This window comes from Erythrobacter sp. YT30 (assembly GCF_001542875.1).
Taxonomy (GTDB): Bacteria; Pseudomonadota; Alphaproteobacteria; order Sphingomonadales; family Sphingomonadaceae; genus Erythrobacter.
In genome coordinates, this window is record NZ_LMAF01000002.1 from 1,338,767 (window position 1) to 1,359,448 (window position 20,682).

Annotated in this window: 20 protein-coding genes and 1 pseudogene; 5 read left to right on the forward strand and 16 right to left on the reverse strand. The window is 53.0% G+C overall.

The genetic code is table 11. From position 1 onward, the window contains the following. Positions 1-261: 261 nt before the first annotated feature. The 13 genes and pseudogenes from AUC45_RS11125 to AUC45_RS11175 all read right to left on the reverse strand — a co-directional run bounded on the left by AUC45_RS11125 (position 262) and on the right by AUC45_RS11175 (position 14,980). Positions 262-1,257, reverse strand: a complete 996-nt coding sequence (locus tag AUC45_RS11125) for a hypothetical protein (protein WP_067602399.1) — start codon at positions 1,255-1,257, stop codon at positions 262-264. After that, complete coding sequence (locus tag AUC45_RS11130; RefSeq protein WP_067602402.1) at positions 1,254-2,003, reverse strand: M48 family metallopeptidase; 750 nt, start codon at positions 2,001-2,003, stop codon at positions 1,254-1,256. Before AUC45_RS11130 ends, AUC45_RS11125 begins: the two co-directional genes overlap by 4 nt. Beyond that, on the reverse strand, positions 1,993-5,049 hold the full coding sequence (locus AUC45_RS11135; protein WP_067602405.1) for a type I restriction endonuclease subunit R: 3,057 nt from the start codon (positions 5,047-5,049) through the stop codon (positions 1,993-1,995). Before AUC45_RS11135 ends, AUC45_RS11130 begins: the two co-directional genes overlap by 11 nt. Next, the gene (locus AUC45_RS11140; RefSeq protein ID WP_067602408.1) at positions 5,049-5,465 is read right to left on the reverse strand and encodes a hypothetical protein; all 417 of its coding nucleotides are present in this window, start codon (positions 5,463-5,465) and stop codon (positions 5,049-5,051) included. The genes AUC45_RS11135 and AUC45_RS11140 overlap by 1 nt, the downstream gene beginning before the upstream one ends. Then, positions 5,462-6,571, reverse strand: coding sequence for a restriction endonuclease subunit S (locus tag AUC45_RS11145; RefSeq protein WP_067602411.1), 1,110 nt, complete (start codon positions 6,569-6,571; stop codon positions 5,462-5,464). Before AUC45_RS11145 ends, AUC45_RS11140 begins: the two co-directional genes overlap by 4 nt. Then, a complete protein-coding gene (locus AUC45_RS11150) occupies positions 6,564-9,113 on the reverse strand; it encodes a type I restriction-modification system subunit M (protein WP_067602414.1) in 2,550 nt (849 codons plus the stop codon). The genes AUC45_RS11145 and AUC45_RS11150 overlap by 8 nt, the downstream gene beginning before the upstream one ends. Before the next feature lie 214 nt (positions 9,114-9,327). Beyond that, the gene (locus AUC45_RS11155; protein WP_082701092.1) at positions 9,328-10,479 is read right to left on the reverse strand and encodes a reverse transcriptase domain-containing protein; all 1,152 of its coding nucleotides are present in this window, start codon (positions 10,477-10,479) and stop codon (positions 9,328-9,330) included. Continuing rightward, positions 10,472-10,660: a helix-turn-helix domain-containing protein gene (locus AUC45_RS16185; RefSeq protein ID WP_082701093.1), complete on the reverse strand. Its 189-nt coding sequence runs from the start codon at positions 10,658-10,660 to the stop codon at positions 10,472-10,474. The genes AUC45_RS11155 and AUC45_RS16185 overlap by 8 nt, the downstream gene beginning before the upstream one ends. Before the next feature lie 44 nt (positions 10,661-10,704). After that, positions 10,705-11,382, reverse strand: coding sequence for a hypothetical protein (locus AUC45_RS11160; RefSeq protein ID WP_156423829.1), 678 nt, complete (start codon positions 11,380-11,382; stop codon positions 10,705-10,707). Then, positions 11,336-11,893 carry a site-specific integrase gene (locus AUC45_RS16030; protein ID WP_233998710.1) on the reverse strand — a complete coding sequence of 186 codons (558 nt, stop codon included), beginning with the start codon at positions 11,891-11,893 and terminating at the stop codon, positions 11,336-11,338. Before AUC45_RS16030 ends, AUC45_RS11160 begins: the two co-directional genes overlap by 47 nt. 309 nt (positions 11,894-12,202) lie before the next feature. Next, positions 12,203-12,529 (reverse strand): annotated as a pseudogene (locus AUC45_RS16190) (Arm DNA-binding domain-containing protein); the annotation flags it as partial. A 320-nt stretch (positions 12,530-12,849) separates the two neighbouring features. Continuing rightward, positions 12,850-14,514, reverse strand: coding sequence for a recombinase family protein (locus AUC45_RS11170; protein WP_067602426.1), 1,665 nt, complete (start codon positions 14,512-14,514; stop codon positions 12,850-12,852). After that, positions 14,507-14,980: a DUF2924 domain-containing protein gene (locus tag AUC45_RS11175; RefSeq protein WP_067602429.1), complete on the reverse strand. Its 474-nt coding sequence runs from the start codon at positions 14,978-14,980 to the stop codon at positions 14,507-14,509. The genes AUC45_RS11170 and AUC45_RS11175 overlap by 8 nt, the downstream gene beginning before the upstream one ends. A gap of 100 nt (positions 14,981-15,080) precedes the next feature. Here AUC45_RS11175 and AUC45_RS11180 point away from each other — a divergent pair, with 100 nt between their 5' ends. Further along, positions 15,081-15,275, forward strand: a complete 195-nt coding sequence (locus AUC45_RS11180) for a hypothetical protein (protein WP_067602431.1) — start codon at positions 15,081-15,083, stop codon at positions 15,273-15,275. An 83-nt stretch (positions 15,276-15,358) separates the two neighbouring features. On the opposite strand, the gene AUC45_RS16195 is transcribed toward AUC45_RS11180, so the two are convergent. From AUC45_RS16195 to AUC45_RS11190, 3 genes are read right to left on the reverse strand one after another with little or no spacing between them, the layout of a single operon-like run. Continuing rightward, positions 15,359-15,694 carry a DUF6527 family protein gene (locus AUC45_RS16195; protein WP_082701095.1) on the reverse strand — a complete coding sequence of 112 codons (336 nt, stop codon included), beginning with the start codon at positions 15,692-15,694 and terminating at the stop codon, positions 15,359-15,361. Further along, positions 15,691-17,055: a ThiF family adenylyltransferase gene (locus AUC45_RS11185; RefSeq protein ID WP_197409551.1), complete on the reverse strand. Its 1,365-nt coding sequence runs from the start codon at positions 17,053-17,055 to the stop codon at positions 15,691-15,693. The genes AUC45_RS16195 and AUC45_RS11185 overlap by 4 nt, the downstream gene beginning before the upstream one ends. 17 nt (positions 17,056-17,072) lie before the next feature. Further along, complete coding sequence (locus AUC45_RS11190) at positions 17,073-18,215, reverse strand: multiubiquitin domain-containing protein (RefSeq protein ID WP_067602435.1); 1,143 nt, start codon at positions 18,213-18,215, stop codon at positions 17,073-17,075. A 152-nt stretch (positions 18,216-18,367) separates the two neighbouring features. Between AUC45_RS11190 and AUC45_RS11195 the strand changes: the two genes are divergently transcribed. The 4 genes from AUC45_RS11195 to AUC45_RS11210 are packed head-to-tail and all read left to right on the forward strand — an operon-like array spanning position 18,368 to position 20,659. After that, the gene (locus AUC45_RS11195) at positions 18,368-18,577 is read left to right on the forward strand and encodes a ribbon-helix-helix protein, CopG family (protein WP_233998719.1); all 210 of its coding nucleotides are present in this window, start codon (positions 18,368-18,370) and stop codon (positions 18,575-18,577) included. Next, complete coding sequence (locus tag AUC45_RS11200) at positions 18,574-19,209, forward strand: hypothetical protein (RefSeq protein WP_067602438.1); 636 nt, start codon at positions 18,574-18,576, stop codon at positions 19,207-19,209. The genes AUC45_RS11195 and AUC45_RS11200 overlap by 4 nt, the downstream gene beginning before the upstream one ends. Position 19,210: 1 nt before the next feature. Beyond that, positions 19,211-19,693: a helix-turn-helix transcriptional regulator gene (locus AUC45_RS11205; RefSeq protein WP_067602441.1), complete on the forward strand. Its 483-nt coding sequence runs from the start codon at positions 19,211-19,213 to the stop codon at positions 19,691-19,693. A gap of 27 nt (positions 19,694-19,720) precedes the next feature. Then, a complete protein-coding gene (locus tag AUC45_RS11210; protein WP_067602444.1) occupies positions 19,721-20,659 on the forward strand; it encodes an ImmA/IrrE family metallo-endopeptidase in 939 nt (312 codons plus the stop codon). The last annotated feature ends 23 nt before the right edge of the window (positions 20,660-20,682 follow it).

The following is a 20,682-nucleotide window of genomic DNA, read 5'->3' on the forward strand; positions in this document are numbered from 1 at the left end:
CAACTATTGCAAGGCAGGTGGCGACGTCGAGTTAGCGTCTGGGCCTCAACGAGATCGCATCAAAATATAGAATGTGGAACGGTGTGAGACCAGCGCCCCAGGGAAGATCAAGCTCATTCAATTCCAGTATGGGAAAGGTTCAAAACGAGGTTGAGATTTGGTCAAGATCGCCAGGATTTGCCCGATCTAGTGCCCACAGCCTTTACAACTTCAAATCGCCTTCAAGCACTTTGACTGAAGGAGCTTAGATGCATTTTTTGACTAGCTCGTTTCGTTCACGCTATTGGTTATTATCGATAGCAGCCTTTCAAATTCATCGTGAGGATCAGCGCCCTTCCACCTATTTATGAACCGGCAAACAAGATGAAGATTTTCCGGCGTGTAGTGACCATCGCTGTCGATCCTATCTAGCGAGACTAGCAATTCCTTGTCCTCTTCCTCTCCATCCAATTGCATGCGTAATCCTGAATACGCACAATATCCCTCTTGTATATCGAATATCTCTCGGACCATTTGCTCACATTCTAGTCGTGATAGCGTCGTGACCTTCACCTTCGTCTTGCGTTGGATCGTCCGCCCGTCAGCCTGACGCACAATTCCAAGCATTGTATCGGCAAGGCGCGCAGCCATAATCTCCTTTGGAGAGAAGATGTGCCCACCCTTCGATTGGGCTTCTTCGAGTTTCTTCTGAAACACCGGAAGATCATGCCAATGATCAAGTGGCTCACCGTTTACCAGAGCTTGTGCATATTCGGCGTAACTTAGCTCTCCTGACGAGAGCGATTGGAACGTGGCCTCGGTGCTGAGAAAGTCTCTGGCTTTCGGGTGAAGGGCATTCCATCGCAATGGTCGTCCATCAGCATCTCGGTCAGACCAACCTGAGCATGGCTTTTCCAATACAAAAACCTCTGGACCGTTTCGTTCTGGCCGATCAGATTTTTGGAGACTTTCTCGCATTGGCTCATCGGTCGAAAACGACCACCAAATCTCGTCACCCTGTCTGCTAATCCAGAGATCGCCTGCAGTCTCGCTCAGTTGGGTAGCGATATTGAACCAACGCCCAGCGGTTTGCCTCGTAGGTCGATGTCCTAGTGCCGTGAATGTTTCATTCTGTGCAGCTTCTATGTATCCCGCCCTGTCGTTGGCCTTCCAGAAGGGATGGATGCGAACGTCATCGAATGTCGCCAACGTCGAATTGGCTTTTGCCAGTGGCCAAAGGCTGTTCCCTTGACCGAAGTTGGCAACATACACTTTCATTCGATTTCAACGACTGCGCTAACATCCTTGGGCCATTGCTCACTACGCAGAGGAAGAGAGTTGAGCCGATCCCGTTGGCTTCTCCAATTGGGCATGTGCCGATTGAGAAGGGCCACGAACCGATCTCCATGATTTGGTTCGATTAGGTGCGCCATCTCATGCAAGACGATGTAACTGAGGCATTCAGGCGGTTTCTTGATGAGTTCCAAGTTCAGCCAAATACGATAACCAGTCGAACTGCATGAACCCCATTTCGTTTTCATCTTCTTGATCGATAGTTCGGGGGCAGCGATTTCCAGCTTGCATGCCCACACGCTTACGAGATCAGCAGTTCGCTGCCGCAATTCATTACGTTGCCATCTTTGGAATGCCCGCTCTTTGAAATCCCTATCTGACCCAGTTGGAACGCGAAGCTCAATCCATTCTTGCGATGCGATGGAAACGCATGATGCACCACCGCTTTCGATCAATTTGAGACGATATTGCTGACCGAGATGATAGTGGGTTTCGCCGGACACATACAATCGCTCACTTTGTCGCGATTGCTCCTGAAAAGCACGCATGTGCCGCTTAATCCATCCCAAACGGGACACCACAGCGACGCGCACTGCATCCTCGCTGACGGTTGGGGGCGCAGCAATCCGAACTCGGCCATTCGGTGGGTAGACGCCTAGGTGCAGGTTCTTGATCTGCTTACGGTCAAGTTCGACTTCTAGATCGCCAATTTGCAACGACCTAGTATTCATTGTTCTCTCGCACCACGGCTAGGATAGTCTCGATCAAATGCGGATCATCAATGTGCCGCTTGATCGCAAACCGAACCGCATTTTCTTTGATGCGGTTATTTCGCCAATCCGCCTTCCGTGACCCCTTCACTTCGTTTTCTATGGCGAGGGCCAAGCCCGCATCGCCGTCGAGATTGTCAAAGAGCGCTCGCCTGCCCGACGTGTTGATTTCGGTCGGGTAGTTGCTCTTTGATCCTGCGTGTTTCACCTGCCCTGCTAATTCCACGAGCATTTCAAGATACTCGGCGTACTCGACCGCTTCTGCTCTCCGCTCTTTGATCAGAGCATCGAGAAGTTCCGACATCTTTTCATAGTATTTCGGATTGACTGGGCTTTCATCGATGATGAGCTTCCTGACGTTGTTTTCAATCGTCTCAGCAACAGCCTCTTCGCTTCCTTTGATACGCTCTGGCAATGCATCAATCGCGTCAGCGCCCCGTTCCACAATGAGGTCAATGAGCGAAAGGTCGTCGAAATTCGTCAGGACTTCGCTCTCGTCAGCCTTGATATAGGTGTCGATCAAATGCCGCATTGCTGGCTCGTAGAGTTTCAGGTCTACAGCGTCCTTGCTCGCGATCTTGATCTCGTCTCGCACATTTTGAAAATGCGCAACTTCCTTACGCAGAGCTTCGCCTTCTTCCCGGCTATATCCGGCTGCCCCTAAATCGTCAGCGACTTCAGCGAATGCCCTTAGGGCTGAGGCCGCTAGTTTGTAGAGCGTGAGGCGCTTAGGCTCGTTCTCCTTGAGTTGCTCTGCGATTGAAGTGTCGGAGCTACAGAAGTATCGAATGTAGTTTACGGTCTCCTTGGGCGGCTCGACAGGTTCGCAAAGGGCACGCAAGGCTTCCAGAGTTTCTTCCAGCCGTTCTCTTGCCTTTTTGATCCGGTTTTCAAGCAATCCAGAAACGTCGTCCTTGTCAAAGTTCTCGAACGCTTCCGACGTATAGTCTTCGACTGCCCCTTCTAGGCTCTTGAAGAGGTCTTTGTAGTCGATGATGTAGCCATAGTCCTTGTCGTCTCCATCGAGACGGTTGACGCGGCAAATCGCTTGGAAAAGCCCGTGATCCTGCATCGTCTTGTCTATGTAGAGGTAGGTCGCAGGTGGAGCATCGAAACCTGTGAGCAGCTTGTCCACTACGATCAGGAGTTTCATCTGAGATGGCGACTTGATGAAGCGTTTCTTGACCTCCTTCTCAAAGGTCTCAACGTCTTTGTCGCCCAGCATCCGACGATAGATTTCGTATTGATGGAGGGTTTCGGTATCACCCTCTCCATCCCCTTCGCCCTTGATGTCATTCGGCGAAGGTTTGTAAGACGTCACGATGGCGCATTTGCCCTTGAGCGGCGTCTTCTCGAACAACTCATATAACTTGCATGCTTGGTAGATGCTGCCGGACACCAAAAGCGCGTTTCCATGCCCGCTGTTTAGACGCGGGCGCAACTCCATGTCGAACGTGATGTCACTCACAATCTGCTCTAGCCGCGACTGGCTGGACATCACCTTTTTGAGTGTGCCCCATCGTTGCTTGAGTTGCGCTTTTGCAATGTCTGTCAGGCCAGCCGTTTTCTTCTCAAACCACTGATCGATCTTGTTTTGTGACGTGACATGTTGATCGATGTCTCGCGCTTCGTAGCGCAGATCGAGGATTACACCGTCATCGACTGCCTCATTGAACTTATAAGTATGAATATAGGTGCCGAAGACTTCGAGACTGGTTTGCTTGTCCTTCTTGAGTAGCGGTGTTCCTGTGAAACCGATGAACATCGCATCAGGAAGAATGCCCTTCATCGCCGCATGAAGCTCACCGCTTTGCGTTCGGTGACACTCATCCACAAACACGTAGAAGTCGCCCTTGGCTTTGAAATCATCGGGCAGTGCCTTGCGAACATCTTTCAGATATTGATCGACATCGCCTTCTTCTTTGCCGCCGAATTTGTGGACCAGTGAGCCGATGAGTGGCGGCGTGGTGTCATTAAGCACACCGATCAGGTCCGCCCCGCTCTTTGCCCGGTGAATATCCTCGCCAACGCCTTGGAAGACCTTTTCGATCTGCTCGTCCAGTTCGGTCCGGTCGGTGATGATGAGGACACGCGCATCACCTTTAACATTCTCTTTGACCCATTTGGCGAGCCAAACCATTGTGAGGCTCTTGCCGGAGCCTTGGGTGTGCCAAATGATCCCGCCTTCGCGTTGCTTCACACGCTCCTGAGCAGCCTTCACACCAAAATATTGATTGGGGCGACACAGCTTCTTTGTGCCTGCATCAAACACGATGAAGTCGTGCAGGATTTCGAGCAGCTTCTTTTTGCTGCACATATGGATGAGGTCTTGGTCTAGCCGCTCTGCTGGAAGGTCATCAGCAGGGTCGGTTTCTTTCCATTCGAGATAATAGCGTTCGGGTGTCTCGATGGTGCCGTAGCGCAGGCCCTCAGTATCATTCCCGGCCATCACAAGTTGCATGGTGGTGAAGAATGGCTTGATGAACTGCGATTTCTGATTGTCGAGGTTCTGACGAATGCCTTCCGCGACAAAGACTTTGGAACGCTTCAGTTCGAGCACACCAATGGCGATGCCGTTGATGTAGAGCACGATGTCCGGGCGCTTGGTCGCCGCCTTTTCATCACTCCCTGCAACGGTCACTTCCTCGGCAATGGCGAAGTGGTTCTTTTCCGGCTCACTCCAATTGATCAGATGCACAGTGGTGAATGACTGGTTTGGCGCTGCCCGCACCTTCACGCCATAGCGCAACAGCTTGTAGACGTTGTGGTTTACGTCATAGGCGATGTTGGCGCTGTCTGTTGCAACCCGTTGCAATTCTTGAACAGCACGCGAAATCAGGTCGTCGTCATATTGGCCGGATAACCAGTCGCGCAGATAGTCCGCCTCAATGTTCCGGTTGTTGTCGCGGTCCTGCCAGTCGCCAAGATAATCATAGTCGAGCCGTTTATCGAATAGCGCCACGATGCGGTTCTGCGTTGCGCGCTCGATTTGACCGACCTTGCTCATCAGCTTGTCACTAGCTCCATAGCTGAAACGACGTTTGCAACTTTGATCGATGCACTGGTGCGGTCAGCAGCTACCGCAAAAATCGTCTCAAATTTCTCTTGGTCGATCATCACCCCCTCGTCGGCAGTCGCAAGCTCGACATCCATCCATTCGCCATCATCCGAAACACCAGTGATGCGCTTGATCACGATGACCTGACCACCAACGGTCCAAAGTCCGAAGGTCCAATAGTCGCCCATCATGCGTTCGGTATACCAAGTGGGAAGTATCTCACCCGCTCGTGACATGTCGCCAACCATTGCGATTTTGCGGTTGACCTTGCGCCACTCCATCCACGCGAAGATCGCTGATCCGATACCTGCGATAGCACCGATAAAGCCGCCAATGGCTCCAATCCAAGCGAGCGTTTCGTTCATAACAGTCTAATCATTCCGGTTAGAAGCTGCTGAGACATAGCTTTTCGGATTGAACGAAGTTTGTCGCGACGAGATTGCAGTTCATTGATCTCTTCTTCAGTATCGAAAATGACACTCGCGATCTTCTTCTGCTCGTCTTCGTCGGGTGGGGCACGAAGACTTAACAGCTTCAATTTCGAGACTGTCAAAACAGGCTGCGCCGACGCCTCCGATTTTCGGTTCAAGCCCATTCTCGATAGCACTAGAGAAAGCCAAGCAGGGTCATAGCCAGCGCGAACGGTCGCGACGATTGCATGCTCCGACGCGAAGAAATCACCTTTCACCAGGACTACATTGCCGCATTGTGCCCCGACACGTCCGATCAGTGGAAACACTCCCGAATGGGTGGCTCGGTCCGTGAAACCTCGAATACCATTTGCGCCGTAGCAACGAAATCGCCCCGTTTTCGAGATGTTTCGACTGGTTATCCCAAATCCGCTTTTCATTTCGCAGGCATCGTCCAGCGCCACTTCACGCCATTCGCCGGTAGAGCCGGGAAGGCGTAGTTTGCCGGTCAGGAGTTCCTGCATCATACCCTGCTTGATCGCTTCCTTCTTAGCTACTAGCGCGTCGAGCGATGCAATCAGATTGTCCATGTGGCTGAGAGCTTCAGAGACTTTCGTTTGCTCATGTTTGGTGGGTGGAACTGGCACGCCAATCGATTTGCAGGTGCCTTTGGTGATCTTAGGTTGGGCCGATCCAGTATTGAATTTGGCGAAATCAAGTCGTTCTAGAGCAAAGGCAAGGAACTTCGCATCAACGCAGTTCTTGGGCCTCATGACATGAGCATGGTTATTGACCCATGTCTTCCCTCGAATAACAAAGGCTTGAGGTAGGTTGCGACTGAGAATGTTCTCGCCGTCTTCCCCAAGTAAGACTAGTTCTTCATCAAAAATGTAGCCATCGACATAATCAATGACCCCGGTGGCACCGTAGTAGGGGTAAATCCCATTCATCTTTTCCCGATCTGAACTCTTCATGGGTCGTCTCTGACCATCGAGAAATTCTACAAGATCATCGAGCTTTTTTTCGGACCATTCGGGCGTTGATGGCAATGCTTCAGTCATCGGCAAAACCCATTGCTCGTAGGTGGGCTATGACTTGTTTTTCGTAGTCAACAACGAGAGCGCTAATTTTTGGCAACGGCTCGCGGTAACGCCCGATCAATTCACTGATGCGGCCTGTTAAATTGAGAGCTATTTGCTCTTGTTCTCTATTGATTAAGGCATCGATGGAACCGAGCCATTTGTCTTCGACTACAAGCACCTCCATCTCACTGTCGGTTAAAGCTAAATACTTGGCGACGATTAGTTGATTGAGCTTAGCTTTGGCTTCTCGCGCCGCCTTTGCGTATTTGCCTTTTTCGGTGTTCAGACGAAGCATCTCATCAATCGTCATTAGTTCAAGAAAATCAGGAATGGTCTCGAAAAACTCCTGTTTTAGCGCCTTGCCGCAATTGGCTGTCTTCGCCTTCTTTTCGTAACTTGCAACAATGTCTTGCTCGCACTCCACGACCAATTCTTTGCGCCGCTCTTTGAGAAGAGTTACGGTGATCTTCCCCTTTCCATCGCGGCAGTCGGCGAAGAAACCATCTTCACCGCTGTGCTCTTCGTCCAATTCGACAATCCTAAGCTCGACAGCATCCAAAGTGGCTTCAACCTCGCCTAGTTGTGATTTCTCGTCAGCAAAAAAGCGATCCCTAACAAGGTTTGGAGGAACGATCTCCGCTACAAACCCGCGTTTGCTCTGGCCCTTTGGGATCAAAATATCAGGTTGCTCCGGCCACTTCATCTGGGAACCTTCTTTAACGCGAAACACCTCTCGGATTTCTTTGGCAGCTTTCCACCCGTCCTCGGCGATCAAGTAGCAATCGTCCTGCATTATTTCAGACCAATAGGTCATGACGTGCTGGTAAGCATCGTAACGGTCGATCAATGGCGCATCTGAGTAGCGCGAAAGCAGGTCCTCCGAGACTTCGTGGATCAAGTCTTTCGGGTGTGCTCCTTCGTCAAATGCGGCCATTTTCGACCTGTTGGCATCTCTCCATCCATTAAAAATCGCATCGAGCTTCGCTGTCAAAGCAGCGAAATCCGGGTGCTCTAAAATAGCGGCTCGCACCTCATCCGGCGCATGGTTGGCATTCAAATAGCCTTCGCGTTCGTGATCGGAGAACAGCGCGTCGCGCAAGTTGGGCATCGCTTTCCAAAATGGCTCCAGCGCATCAATATCTCGCTTGGGAATACCGCCTTTCAGATGCGCTTCGATGTCCTGAAGGTCTTCCTCTTCCGAGCTATCGATGTAGCGCGGGATGTTGAGATTGCAGTCGTTTTGCTCCGAGCGAATTTCTGCCACCGGCACCATCCGCGAGTAACCGTCAATCTCGCGTTGGTTTTGGAAGACGTCCACGATCTTATGGACGTCCTGATGGCGCAAGCGGTTCTTGTTTCCGTCCTTAACGAAGCCCTTTGAGGCATCGACCATGAAGATGCCCGCGCGGGCGTTGGCATTCTCTTTGTCCAACACGATCAGGCATGCTGGAATACTTGTGCCGTAAAAGAGGTTAGCGGGCAGACCGATGATGCCTTTGATAAAACCGTGATGGATGATCTTCTTACGGATTTCGGCTTCCGCATTACCACGAAACAGAACCCCGTGAGGCATAACAACAACTGCTTTGCCCTTGGATTTCAGGCTGGCAAGCACGTGCAGCAAATAGGCATAATCGCCGTTTTTCGCTGGCGGCATGCCATACTCAAAGCGCCCATAGTCCTGTTCTAGTCCTGTGCTCCAAGCTTTGTCGGAAAACGGCGGGTTGGCGACTACAAAATCGAAGGTCTTCAGCCCATCATTTGCGTTCTTGAACTTGGGTTGGGTGATGGTATTCGCCCGCGCCATCTCGGCGTCGGCGTTGTTATGGATCACCATGTTCATCCGGGCGAGGGCAAAGGTCGCGTTGTCCTTCTCTTGCCCATATATCGACATACCGTTCGGTGCAGCGTCGGCAGCCTTGATCAAGAGCGACCCTGACCCGCAAGTTGGGTCGTAGATTGTATGATCCTGCTTGGTCTCTTTGTTGATACCGACGACCTCAGCCATGATCCGGCTGACCTCGGCTGGGGTATAAAACTGGCCTTTCGATTTTCCACTATCCGCCGCGAAATGCCGCATCAGATATTCATAAGCGTCGCCCAGTATGTCATCGCCTTCAGCGCGGTTCTTGCGGAAATCGAGTTCCGGTCGGCTGAATATGTCCAGCAGGTCGGAGAGACGCGCCACCATATCCTTGCCATCGCCCAGCTTGTCCGGGTTGTTGAACGATGCGTTGTTTATCACACCACCAAGTTCGTTGGCGTCCGCGATTTTCTGGATGGCAATATCGATCTTCTCGCCGATCTCCTTGTCACCTCGCAACAAAAGGAGATCAGCGAAACGACACCCCGCAGGCACGGCGATCTGCGCCTCTGGGTCGCTTTCTGAGCGATCTGATATGTATTTGAGGAAGAGGAGGGTTAGGATGTAATCCTTGTATTGTGAGGCATCCATGCCACCGCGCAAGGCATCGCAACTGCTCCACAACGAACTGTAAATTTGAGACTTCTTGATTGCCATTCCGAAACGAGCCTTTCCCTAGCCCGTCAACCAAAATGCACGTGCTGGAATTAATTTCGATGACGATATTGCAACACGCCGCAAAAGGTCAATCAAAGGAAGGGCAGTTTACTTAGAAACCTCAAACCACTGATTTGATTGGGCCACTTTGGGCTATAGTTTACACCAAAAGTCCCAGAAAACCGGGCTTCATAGATGCTTGGGAAGCTCTTGCTCACCAACATGCGGGATCGTTATCTATCGCTGTTCGGGCATAACTCCATACTGCTTCGTGCGTACAGGCCGAGAAGCACGCTTCAAGATAATCCATGCCATTGGGGCCAACGGAGGAGGGATGTTCTAGAGAGCTAAAGAACCTATCATAGTTTTTCTCGCTCATGCCCACCCACGGGCGATCATATGACCATCTGAATGCATATCCGAGGTGTTCAAATCCAGAATTGCTCAGGCACTTGATCTCCGATTTAATGGAGAACGGCCCCGCAGGATGCCGAATAAAATACTCAGCCAGAGCGTTACTCACCGATTGGGCGCGATGCTCGTTCTCGGTCACAACAACTATGTTGTCGCAGTAGACGAAACAGCCTAAGCTCTCTGGTAGCTGATGGGCCAGATCATTTAAGAGAACTCCGAAGATGGCATTGGATGCCGGTGAACCCTGCAAAAGACCCTGCGGGGGTATTCCTGAGGATGGTAACCGGTAACAAGGATACTTCAGGAATACCTCGTCGCGGCTTTTCTTAACATTTTGCGAGAACGTGAAAGTCCGGGCATCCAACGCCCCTCGGATCAATTCGTCAGGCAAGTCAAGAAACTGGTGTAGTGCAGCAGGTTGCACTGAGCCGAAAGCACTAGAAACGTCTGCAACAACGACTGACAGGGATTGGCATGTCAAAATCTCGGTGATGTGTTTGATCTGCCGGTCACGGCCTCGGCCTGACCAATCGGCAATGTGTTTGCCGGGTGAATGAGTGGCTTCTAAGAGGCGTTTTGTAATCATGTGCCACGCTTTCAAATGCGTGGGTAATGAGCAAACCTGTCGGACACCGAGATAAGATTTTGGCTCATAATGCCAACGGACATGCTTGCGACAATTTGCAAGCGCACTTTTCCAGTCTTGTGCGGCATCCAATTTAGCGCGCAATGCGTTTGCCCGCGACGCCATCTCGTTGTCTTCCACTCCTTCAGCTTTGGCAATAGCGAGTGCTCGAACAGTTCGAGAGTTCAGATAGCCTTGAACCGCTTTGTTGAGACGCTCGCGATTAATCTTCCCGCTTCCGCCTTTTGAGTAGCTTTCGATCTGCTTCAACTGTCGCTTTTGCTGCCTCCGCATTTGCGGAAGGGTCATTGGAGTTGGATCAGGCATCAATGGTCTCCGAGTTCTCAATCCAGCGTTGGACAGAGTTGCTGCGATAGTGAATTTTGCGGCCGATCTTCACTCGGGGTGGTCCCTTTCTCAGCGAATGCCAGCGCCGAAGTGTCCGCACACTAATCCGGAGTGTCGCTGCAACATCGGCTTCCGTAAGAAGCTCATTTTGGTTTGTCATTGCTGTCGCCTTGGCTTCCTGTGTCTCTGCATGGCTTTTAGCGGCTATTCAGGCCCTTCACTGCGCCAAAAATGGTCGGTATTTATGCCCCGATCCTCTGCCCATTTCAGAACGTGTAAAATGTATATCTCTCGCTCCGTGGCTTCTGGCGCATCCAATTGCTCAGCATAAAACTGATTTAGGACTGCCTGTATTCTCGGCGTAACCTTCACACCGAGAAACGGGCTTTCACCCTCGATTGCGGCATGGTTTTGCTCAGCGTCCCATTGTCTTTTGTAGCTGCGGTAAGTGTCATTCTCAGATGCTTTCTGAAGAGGTTTGTGGAACGTGTTTTGGTGGGCACGACGCACCATTTCGTTAAAGGATGGTTCGGGCTGCTCACCAAATTTTGGATCATCCCTTCGGTCCAATTCGACAACATAGGCTAGAGCGATGCCATCGAGCATACGGTCCATTTTGTTTGCCTTTGTCGCTTTTTTGGCAGCCCGCTGCCTAGTGGCTTCCAGTTCCGAAATGCATGCCAGCATTGCCCAGGGCGGCGGGAAGGCGGGTTGGGAGGCGATGGCCAATGCGACATATCGGAAATCGGGGTTTCCATCCTGCACAGATTTTTGGAAGAGTTCTTCGGCACGAACGATTTCTTCGCTTCCACTCACGTCTCTTGACCTAGCCATCTCAAATTTTCTTTCCTGCCAATTCAGTAGCCTTGCGAAGTGCTTCATCTGCAAGGTGTGCATATCGGTTTGTTGTCGCCGGTTGGCTGTGCCCAAGCAGCTTGCCGATTATTTGTAAGGAAACGCCCTCCGATGCCAACAGCGATGCATAGTTGTGGCGCAAATCGTGGGGCCGAAGGTCCTCTATTCCAGCCTTCTTGCAAAGCTTGCCGAATGCTCGTCCGATGCTTGTTATTGGTTTCCCAGAATTGGTGGAGAACACAAATTCACTTTTTGTGCTCTTCTGCGCACGCTTCAGCACTTCAACCGCTGGCTCTGACAGTGGAACCCGATGGGGGCGCTTCTGCTTTGTGTGGGAACTCGGCTTGACCCAAACTGCACAATCGAGGTCAAATTGAGACCACTGGGCGGCAAACACCTCACCGCTTCGCGCACCCGTCAGCATTAGAAACCAAATTGCGAGAGTTGACGCTGTCTCAGGCATTGATGAAAGCGCATTGATGAATGACTTTTGCTCATCAGCAGTTAGATAGCGCTCTCGCTCAACCTCAGGGTTCATCGCTAGGCCAGAGACTGGGTTCTTGTCCGCAAGGTTCCAACGGATTGCCACGGAGTAAGCCTTCCGCAACATTGCCATAGACCTGTTCGCTTGGACTGGCGTGCTCTCGCTTATCCGGCGATGGAGACGATCGACATCCTCGCTGGTCACCTCTGGTAGACGCTTTGAACCAAAGGCAGGCAGCAGGAAACGTCGCCAGATGGCTTTTTCGTCTCTCTGCGTGCTGGCTGCCTTCTTGGTGAGGGCCTCTTTCTCATACTTCTTATAGAACTCGGCAATCGTTGGTTGAATGCGGTGAGCTTGGCGTTTTTCGAGCGGGTCTTCCCCTACATCAGTCAATCGACGAAGCCGTTTCGCTTCTTCGCGGGCGGCCGCGACAGTCCAAGCCGGGTGCCTTCCAATTGTCATCCGACGCTCCCTGCCGCCAACTGTGTAGTTTAGCACGAAAGCTGTGCACCCCGTTGCAGTGATGCGGACAGCAAAGCCTGTTACGCTTTGCTCCCGCAGGAAGATGGATCCACTCGATGGTGGCGTAGTTGAGCGGATGAGTTTGTCCGTGATTTTTTCGGTTTTCATGTCCGTCCTATGTCCGGTTCCACGATTGCTTATGCGGCGTTTCGTGGCGATGCTTGGCATCAAGTGGAGTTATTGGACACGACAAGGATCAGGGCATATCTGTCCTAATCCTAAGGTTTTGAGCCAATTCGCAGACGAAGGTAGGCCAGCCTTTTAATCAGTAGGTCGCTGGTTCGAACCCAGCAGGGCTCACCATCCATTCCCATCGAACATCGGTTTCTGGAGTCTCCCGCGCGGTGGTGGAAATTGTGCCCGCAATTCCGGGGCTTTGCGCTGGTGGTAATCTGCTGTGCCGACCAAGGAGATGCGGTGACCTACCAATTCGCGCCCGAAATGGGCGAAGTTCTCCGCGGTCGATTTGGTGACCTACTTCTCAAATTTCAGGAGTTGGGGAAGCCGAGCGCTTCGCGTTGATCTACGAAGCGGATCGGCAGGTTACCCATCCGCCAAAGGCTGCGAGCGCTGAGCCCCTTGGGTTGCGTGCCAGTCAGGATGCTACGGATGATCGTGGGATCAAGATAGCTTAGCCGTGCCAGACGCTGCAGATGACGTAGCTTTGTGGTCTTGGTCGATTGGACGGCACCTTCGTCCATCTCAAGCAGCTGGTCGCGAGCTGCAAATGCTCGACCGAGCAATTCGACAAGCTTGTCGTCCTTAGCCACCAAGTCCTGTTTTGACGGCTGCAGTCGAAGGCGAGGTTCATGGCCGTAGTTCTTTCGGTCGAGCGCAATCTTGAATTCCGACTTGGTTGTGTCTTTATCGTCCGGCTGGATACCCAGTGCCGCAGATGGCTCGAGCGATCCGTCGATCTCGTTCTCGCTGACAGCAACCCGAAGGCCAAGTTTGGTTAGGATCTCGCTAGCCCTACTCACCGACAGCTGCTCAACGTCTGTGGCTAGCTGCTGCGCCTTTTCAAAGACCCGCAGCTTTTCATCAGCTGACCTGGATGCAACCAACCTCTGAATGTTTCCGCTTGTCCGAAGCGATCTGCCGACCGCGCGACGCACCGCCTGTTCGATCTCACTTGCGGGCAATCGCAATGCCGGCGCTTCGTAATCGTCGTTCATGTTTGACGCATAGTAGGTGTAGCGTCGGCCGTGTCGTTTGGTGTGTGTGGGAGACATTGGGCGACTGCGGTCGTCAAAGATCATGCCCGCGAGCAAAGCCAGTCGCCGCTTGGGACCCGCAGATGAACCATGCGAGGTTCGGTCTTTGAGTTTCTCTTGGACTGCCTCGAACGTATCTCGGCCAACGATGGCGTCATGTTGACCTGGATAGGTCTTATCTTTGTGCCGGACTTCACCCACATAAAGCGGATTGGAGAGTAGATGCTTGAGCGCGCCGCGCTTGATGGGATGGCCACCGCTCACCCGACCGCGTTTCGAGACATGCTGCTTGCTGACGAAGCCATCTCTCCCAAGCTCTTCAACAAGTGCTTTGATCGTATCTGCCTCGAGATAGCGGCGCATGATCTCGCGGACAGTCTCTGCCTCTTTTGGAATGACAACGAGCTTTCGATCGACCGCCTTGTAGCCAAGAGGGACGCTGCCGCCCATCCACATACCCTTGGCTTTCGACGCTGCAATCTTGTCACGGATCCGTTCAGCGCCAACCTCTCGCTCAAACTGGGCGAATGACAGCAAGACATTGAGCGTCAGTCTCCCCATCGAACTTGTGGTCGAGAATGCTTGGGTCACGCTCACGAACGAAGCCTCGGTTTCGTCCAAGACGTCCACGATCTTGGCAAAGTCTGCGAGGCTTCGGGTCAGTCGATCGATCTTGTACACGACGACCACGTCAACCTTGCCTGCTCGCACATCAGCTAGAAGCTGCTGCAAGGCTGGGCGTTCCAGTGTGCCGCCCGAGTGCCCGCCATCATCATAGAGCTCAGGCAGCAGAGCCCAGCCTTCGTGCTGCTGGCTCAAGACGTAGGCAGCACATGCTTCTCGCTGCGCATCGAGACTATTGAAGTCCTTGTCCAAGCCTTCGTCCGTCGACTTCCGCGTGTAGATCGCGCAGCGGAGCTTCTTCTCAGCCTTAGCCATGGGCAGCCACCTTCAACTCTCCGAGGCGCGGACTGTGTAGCCCGAAGAAGCGCGGGCCTGACCACTTGGCTCCGGTGATATGTGATGCGACCGCGCTCAGTGATCCAAACGTCTGGCCTCGATACTCACAGCCACTTTCAAGTACGACCACCTCATGAACTTCTCCATGCCATGTTCGCGAGAGCCACGTTCCTGGTTTGGCTTCGGTCGATACTCGACCTTCTTTGCGGCGCTCGTCTTTGCGACCGAGCGCACCAAGCTGCCGGAGCTCAACCTTTGTGAGTTTGCCGGCCTCGGGTTCCTGTAAGCGAGCCGCTAGGGCTCTTCTCATTAGAGCAAGGCCTAGAGCAAGAGGCGCTGGGATCCCATATGTGTCGCGCCAAGCAGCTCGTAGTTCCGATGGTGCCATTTCCTCGATGGCGATGATCTTCTCTTCGATGGCGATGATCTTCTCTTCGATATCCATAGCTGCATGGATGCTCGAAGATCGGCACTAGTCGAGTGCTTTCTGGCAGCTTTCGCTCTTTCCAGTGGACTTGCGGCAACGTTTGAGCATTGCTGTGCGCATGGACGACATCGACCGCGAACTCCTCGACCTGCTCTGCACCAAGATCGGCATGCTGATGGAGGACCACAGTGCCGGTGCGCTGACGGTTGGAGCTCAATCTGAAGGTGGGCAAAAGGCAGCTACCGATGAGCTAGTTCATGCAGTGAACAGGATCGAAAAACTGGCTGCCGCCGCTCAATCCATCGCGGAATGACTGCAATGCGCCCCAATGTTAGACATTGCTTTGGCAAAGATGGCTTCCCAAAAGCCGCCATCCTTTCCAGAGTGCTCGAAGCTCTAGTCTTTGCACCATACGATCATCCCGCTTCGGACCCAGAAGTGATTACGGCAGCCCGTTTTTCGCCATACCGACGGATGCAGTGTGGGGGACAGTCTTTCCTCAGAAACGAGCCGCCATTTCGTAGTGGCTTCTTCGATCAGCGCGAGTTCGATCCTTTCGCCACATCCGCAGGGACATAAGAGTGCCGCAGCCCAAAGCTCGTCTCCTTCCCTGGCTACGACCAAGTGCCCGGGAGACAGATTTTCGGGAGGTGTATCGCCTTCGACAAAGGAGAGCTCTAGATCGGGTTGCCGGGGAAAGATCCGACGCCAGAGACGCTTAAAAATGTTCATGCCGCTTCAGCCGCTGCCGACGATATGCCTAAGCGGCTCAGTAGGCTGTCGCTCAACCCGCAGCCCAAGAACTGTGCCAACAACGGGGCGGATACGCTGGGCTCTGGCGAAGACTCTTCTTCACCGCCTGCAAGGCTGAAATATGTACGAGCGAAGCCTTTGTTCGGCTCGTGCCGAAAAGGAAAGAGCCGCGCGATCCATTCATTCACCCCAGCGCTGGCTGCACGCATATTTAGCGAAATCACCGATGGTGCTTCTTCCACTACGCCTTTCACGTATCCTTCATCGAGCTGCTGTGCGTATGCTTTGGGATCTGATTGGCGCAAATACTCTGCAGAAAGGCCTTCGCCAGTGATCTCGCCACGGTCCCAAAGCCCAGGACCGCCGGGACGTATAAAGTCAACGCGGCCACAGACATCGGCAATTTCCGAAATTCCGGAGCGTCGGCGTGTCGGAATCACGACCCCGACATCGATGAGCGGACAGAGGAAGGCGTGAGAGACCAGATCGCAATGATACCGCCCCCCCATCGAGTCGACACACGAAAACATAACATCGGCATCGCTGACTGCATCGAGCGCAGAGACATGAGCGAGCGGGGACTCATACGTTTCGACGATAGTGTCAGGGTGGTGGCGTTTTATTGCATCACGCAAAACGTGGGTCTTGTAGCGCCCGACACCAGCAGGGGTCGCATAGAGAATTCGATTGAGGTTCTTTTTCTCAACGTGGTCGAAATCCACTAGGATAATTCGGCCCACACCCAACCGGCCCAGGAGCTCGGCGGTGATCGACCCGGTCCCAGAGACACCAACAACCACGGCCGTCTTACCCGAGAGCGACGCTCCCATCGCTGAGGAAAACGCCATCGGTATTTCCGATAGTTTGGTGGTGAGGTCCGACACTTCGTGCCCGATTGAGACGACAGACGGTATTTCCGTGCAATTCATCTCGCCGTCGTAGATCCGGGCTTTGACCCGACCATCAGGTAACATGATCGCAGAGCCATGCATTCCATCGGTATGACGAACGCCGTGCTGTAATGCGGGGATGCACACTGCGTCGCTTTCATCGTCGATTGCAGAGAAACCGTAAAGCCCGCCTGGGTGGGAATGCATCAGTAGGATCGAACCGCCGATTTCATCGGCGGCGTCGACCGCTTTCTCTAGGTATTCTCCGGGCCAGCTTAACCGCGTCGATGTGCGAACGCTGCATGCTTGATGAGGCACAGGAATAATGGAGCGCACTTGCAAACGGACTGCATTGCGACCGCATAGAGTGCAGATCAGAATTGCTGCCGCTTCTTTGCCATCCCCTGGGAAGACATGATTTCGTAGCGACTGGTGGTCGCGAGAGAGCATACGCAGCGACGGCCCCATCAGTTTGCCCCGACTTCGCGAGCGATAGCGTCTTCAATAAGCGCGATGTGAGAAATCAGGCTGTCTTTCGCGGGATTCCAGGCGGTGGCGCCGCTACGGTGCCGGGACCAACGCTGGTACGACACTCCCGCGATGGTCTGGCGAGACTGCGTTTGCGGAATCGGACGGCCTGACTCTAGAGAGAGGTGTGGCGAGCAGAAGAACATGTCGAGCTGGGCTGCTGGGTAGCTCGGCGGCATGAGGACCGCAATATCGACAGCTTCCTGACGATAGCCATCGGGCAGTACATATCCGCGAAGGATAAACCAGCGCTTGCCTCCATCGATGATTGTCTCAGTGCTTTCAGCGCGCCGAGCGAGATAAGCTTCGTCCTCGACGCGAAGCTCGAAGGCCCGATTTACAGGAGCGTGAGCTTCGCCGTTGTTGACATGATCGGGTCTGAGCCAGAGCTTTTCGATGCCTTTTCGAGACAAGTCGATCGTATCGTTAAGCTGCACGCTTTCCTTGGGCGCGCCTACGAACTTCAGAATTGCGGTCCAACCCTGATCCGGATCGAGACCTGCTTTCACCAATGCATCACGGACAGTGATTTGCGGCACATCGAATGTCAGCAATACGCCCTGGACGAGAAGCTTCCATTCGCCCTTGCGGGTGAAGATCCGTTCGAGCCCTTCGGCGTCGAGATCAATCTCGTCGCCAGACTCTAGCACTTCGTCAGGCTCGTCAGTCTTCGCAAGCAGAAGCTGTTTGCGATCCGGAATCTTGAAAATGAGCCGCACCATCTCCGCGGAAATGCGCGTAGTTCCCCAAGGGAACCGGCGCTCATCGAGTGTAGCGTAGAAAAGGCGATCAGTTCGGAAGGCAAAGAAGCGTTCAGCGCGGCGATCTGAAATATCGATAACCTCGTCGGGCTCCACCGCGCTCAACCCATCCTTGCCCAAGAGCAACAACGCATATTCGTTTACCGGGTGGCGCTCAAAAGCGTCGAGGATCTGCGCTCCTGTCGGAGTGGCATCTACAATCTGGCGCTTTTCATCGAACCCATCGCCGTCCCACAGCCTCACTCGATAGGCGCTGGCTTTAGGGAGCGTTTTCTCGTCGTCCGAACGCGCCCAATCTTCAACTTCCAAAACCTCTGACATGCGTAATTCCTTCGTCTGATTGGCACTTCGCTGTGCTGATGCCTCATTATCTAATAGCTAAAAAATAGCTAGTCAACAGCCATTACAACATTAAAATAGATTGACAATCGCAACCGAAACTCATAGTTTGCGCGCGCTAATGGAGAATAGGCGTGGCTCGTAAGACGATGACACTGAACCTCACGGATGCTGAAATGGCGGTGCTGGAGGAGCTTTGTGAAAAGAAAGACCTGAGTAAGACCGTGCTGATGAGGCAGGCATTGCGCTTGTACCAACGTGTCGAGGAGCGGCTCGACATGGGTGGGAAGCTCTTTTTCGAAGACGAGGCGTCTAAAGAGAAGTCGGAGATTATGATGCTATGACCAAAGAGCCTGAGATAACTCCGGTTGGCTTGAAGCGCATGTCTGATGGTCAGATGGTTGACGCTGAGCTCTGGGATGGCATCACTGATAAGAACCTGGCTGACTGGGAAGCGAAGTGGACGCCAGAGCTATTGCGCTTGCTCGAAGCTTTGCATGACAAGGGGATCGAGCGTGCGCTTTGGCCGCAAAGCCGTCATTGGGACTGGCGAGCAAAAACACAAGCAATCGAGAAGCGCCTAGACGAGCAGTGTTTCTCGATCGTTTGCGATAATCTCACCCAGGCAATGATGATTACCGAGCTGACCAAGCGTGCTCGCCTAGAGAGCCAGCGCAACGAGCACTTGGTCTATGTATCGTTTGTCGAAGCGGCGCCGTGGAACCGCCGGGACATTCTCGGCAAGCCGCCTGACTATTCCGGCTGTGGGTCGATCCTGATCCGCGCGGCAATCGAGTTTAGCAAGCTAGAAGGCTTCAAGGGCCGCATCGGCTTGCACTCTTTACCGCAATCGAACGATTTTTACGCCAACAAGGTCGGTATGACCGATCTTGGCGCCGATGAGGACTATGACAATCTTCGCTACTTCGAAATGACACCGGAGCAAGCTGAAGAATTCGCCAAGGAAGGAAGCTGATATGAAACTCGCTATTTCAAAGGAGTGGTGCGCACAAAAGGCAGAAGCTGAAGCGGGCGTCGAAATCGGTGCCGGACTGCTTGGCGTTGATCCGCTGCTGCCGAGCGCTGGGGGACGTGTAGCATCAATCGACGACGCTCGTATTGTGTTCGGCCGTTTTGTGCATCTTAATCGACGCAAGCTGAAGCTGTCATATGAAGCATTGGCCGACCAAGCCGATGTTGAGATCGCAGAGCTAATGAATATTGAGCACGACGCAAGCTATGAGCCGGAGCCACGCACAATCTATCAACTTGCGGGCGCTTTTGGAGTGGATCAACGAAAACTCATGGAGCTTTCCGGGCTCTCCAAGCCAAAGAATGGTGGGTATATCGAGGATGCAGTCCGATATGCTGCCCGCTCGGAATCTTTGGAAGATCTCAACGAGGAAGAGCTTGCCGCGTTGGAGGCATTGGTCTCTGTATTGAGCAAGAAAAAAGCCTGATTATCATAGTGCGGGGGCGCAGATCCGGTGGCGAAGAATAGTTTTCTAAAGCAGAAGGTCGCAGCCGACATCGATGCCCAAGTGGAGCGCGTACTAGCCGATCTGGGCAACCCGGAACCGCCTCTTCGTCTGGAGGTCGTGCGGGACAGGCTAAAACTCGACAAGGGCTTCTACACCGCCAATGATCCTGGGTTGCTACAAGAGACGGTTCACAAACTCCGCGTTGGAACCAAACAGCTATTGCTACGACCAGCTCTTTTGATTGACGCGGTCCGAAAGTTCGACCTTCGCGCACTCTATATTCCTGATCAGAAGCGCATTTTGCTCGATGGTTCGCAGCCTAAATTGAAATTTCGCTGGAACGAGGCCCACGAGATTGGGCACAGCATTATTCCTTGGCATGAAGGCGCAATGCTAGGCGACGATGACACAACTCTAATCCCCTCGTGTCATGCCAAGCTCGAAAATGAGGCGAACTTCGCAGCCGCTAGACTCCTGTTCTTAAGAGGCAGGTTCATCGAAGAGGCTCGTGCGATGGAACCCTCCATCGCTTCGTTGCAGGCACTTGCAGACAAATTTGGGAATACGAGGACCTCGACGCTTTGGCGATGTGTAGAGGCGTGGGGTGATGAAACACCTATCCTTGGACTTGTCACCGACCATCCTCTCCATTGGCACCGGAAAAACGACTTCAATCCGTTGGAACCTTGCCGCCACTTCATCCAGTCGACCGCGTTCGCCGCACGCTTTTCAGGGCTTCAAGAAACGACTGTTTTCGATGAAATCGTGAACTACGCAAATGGCGGTAAAGGCGGCCCCCTGGGGAACGCGGACGTTTTGCTCAACGATGACAATGGCGAACCGCATATCTTCGAGTTCGAGAGCTTCTCTTTTCACCATTACACGCTGACGCTATGCATATACGACAGCGCTAAACCAAACGTCCTAAGCGTTTCAGCACGCTAAAGAGCATCGTTGTAGGAGCAGTG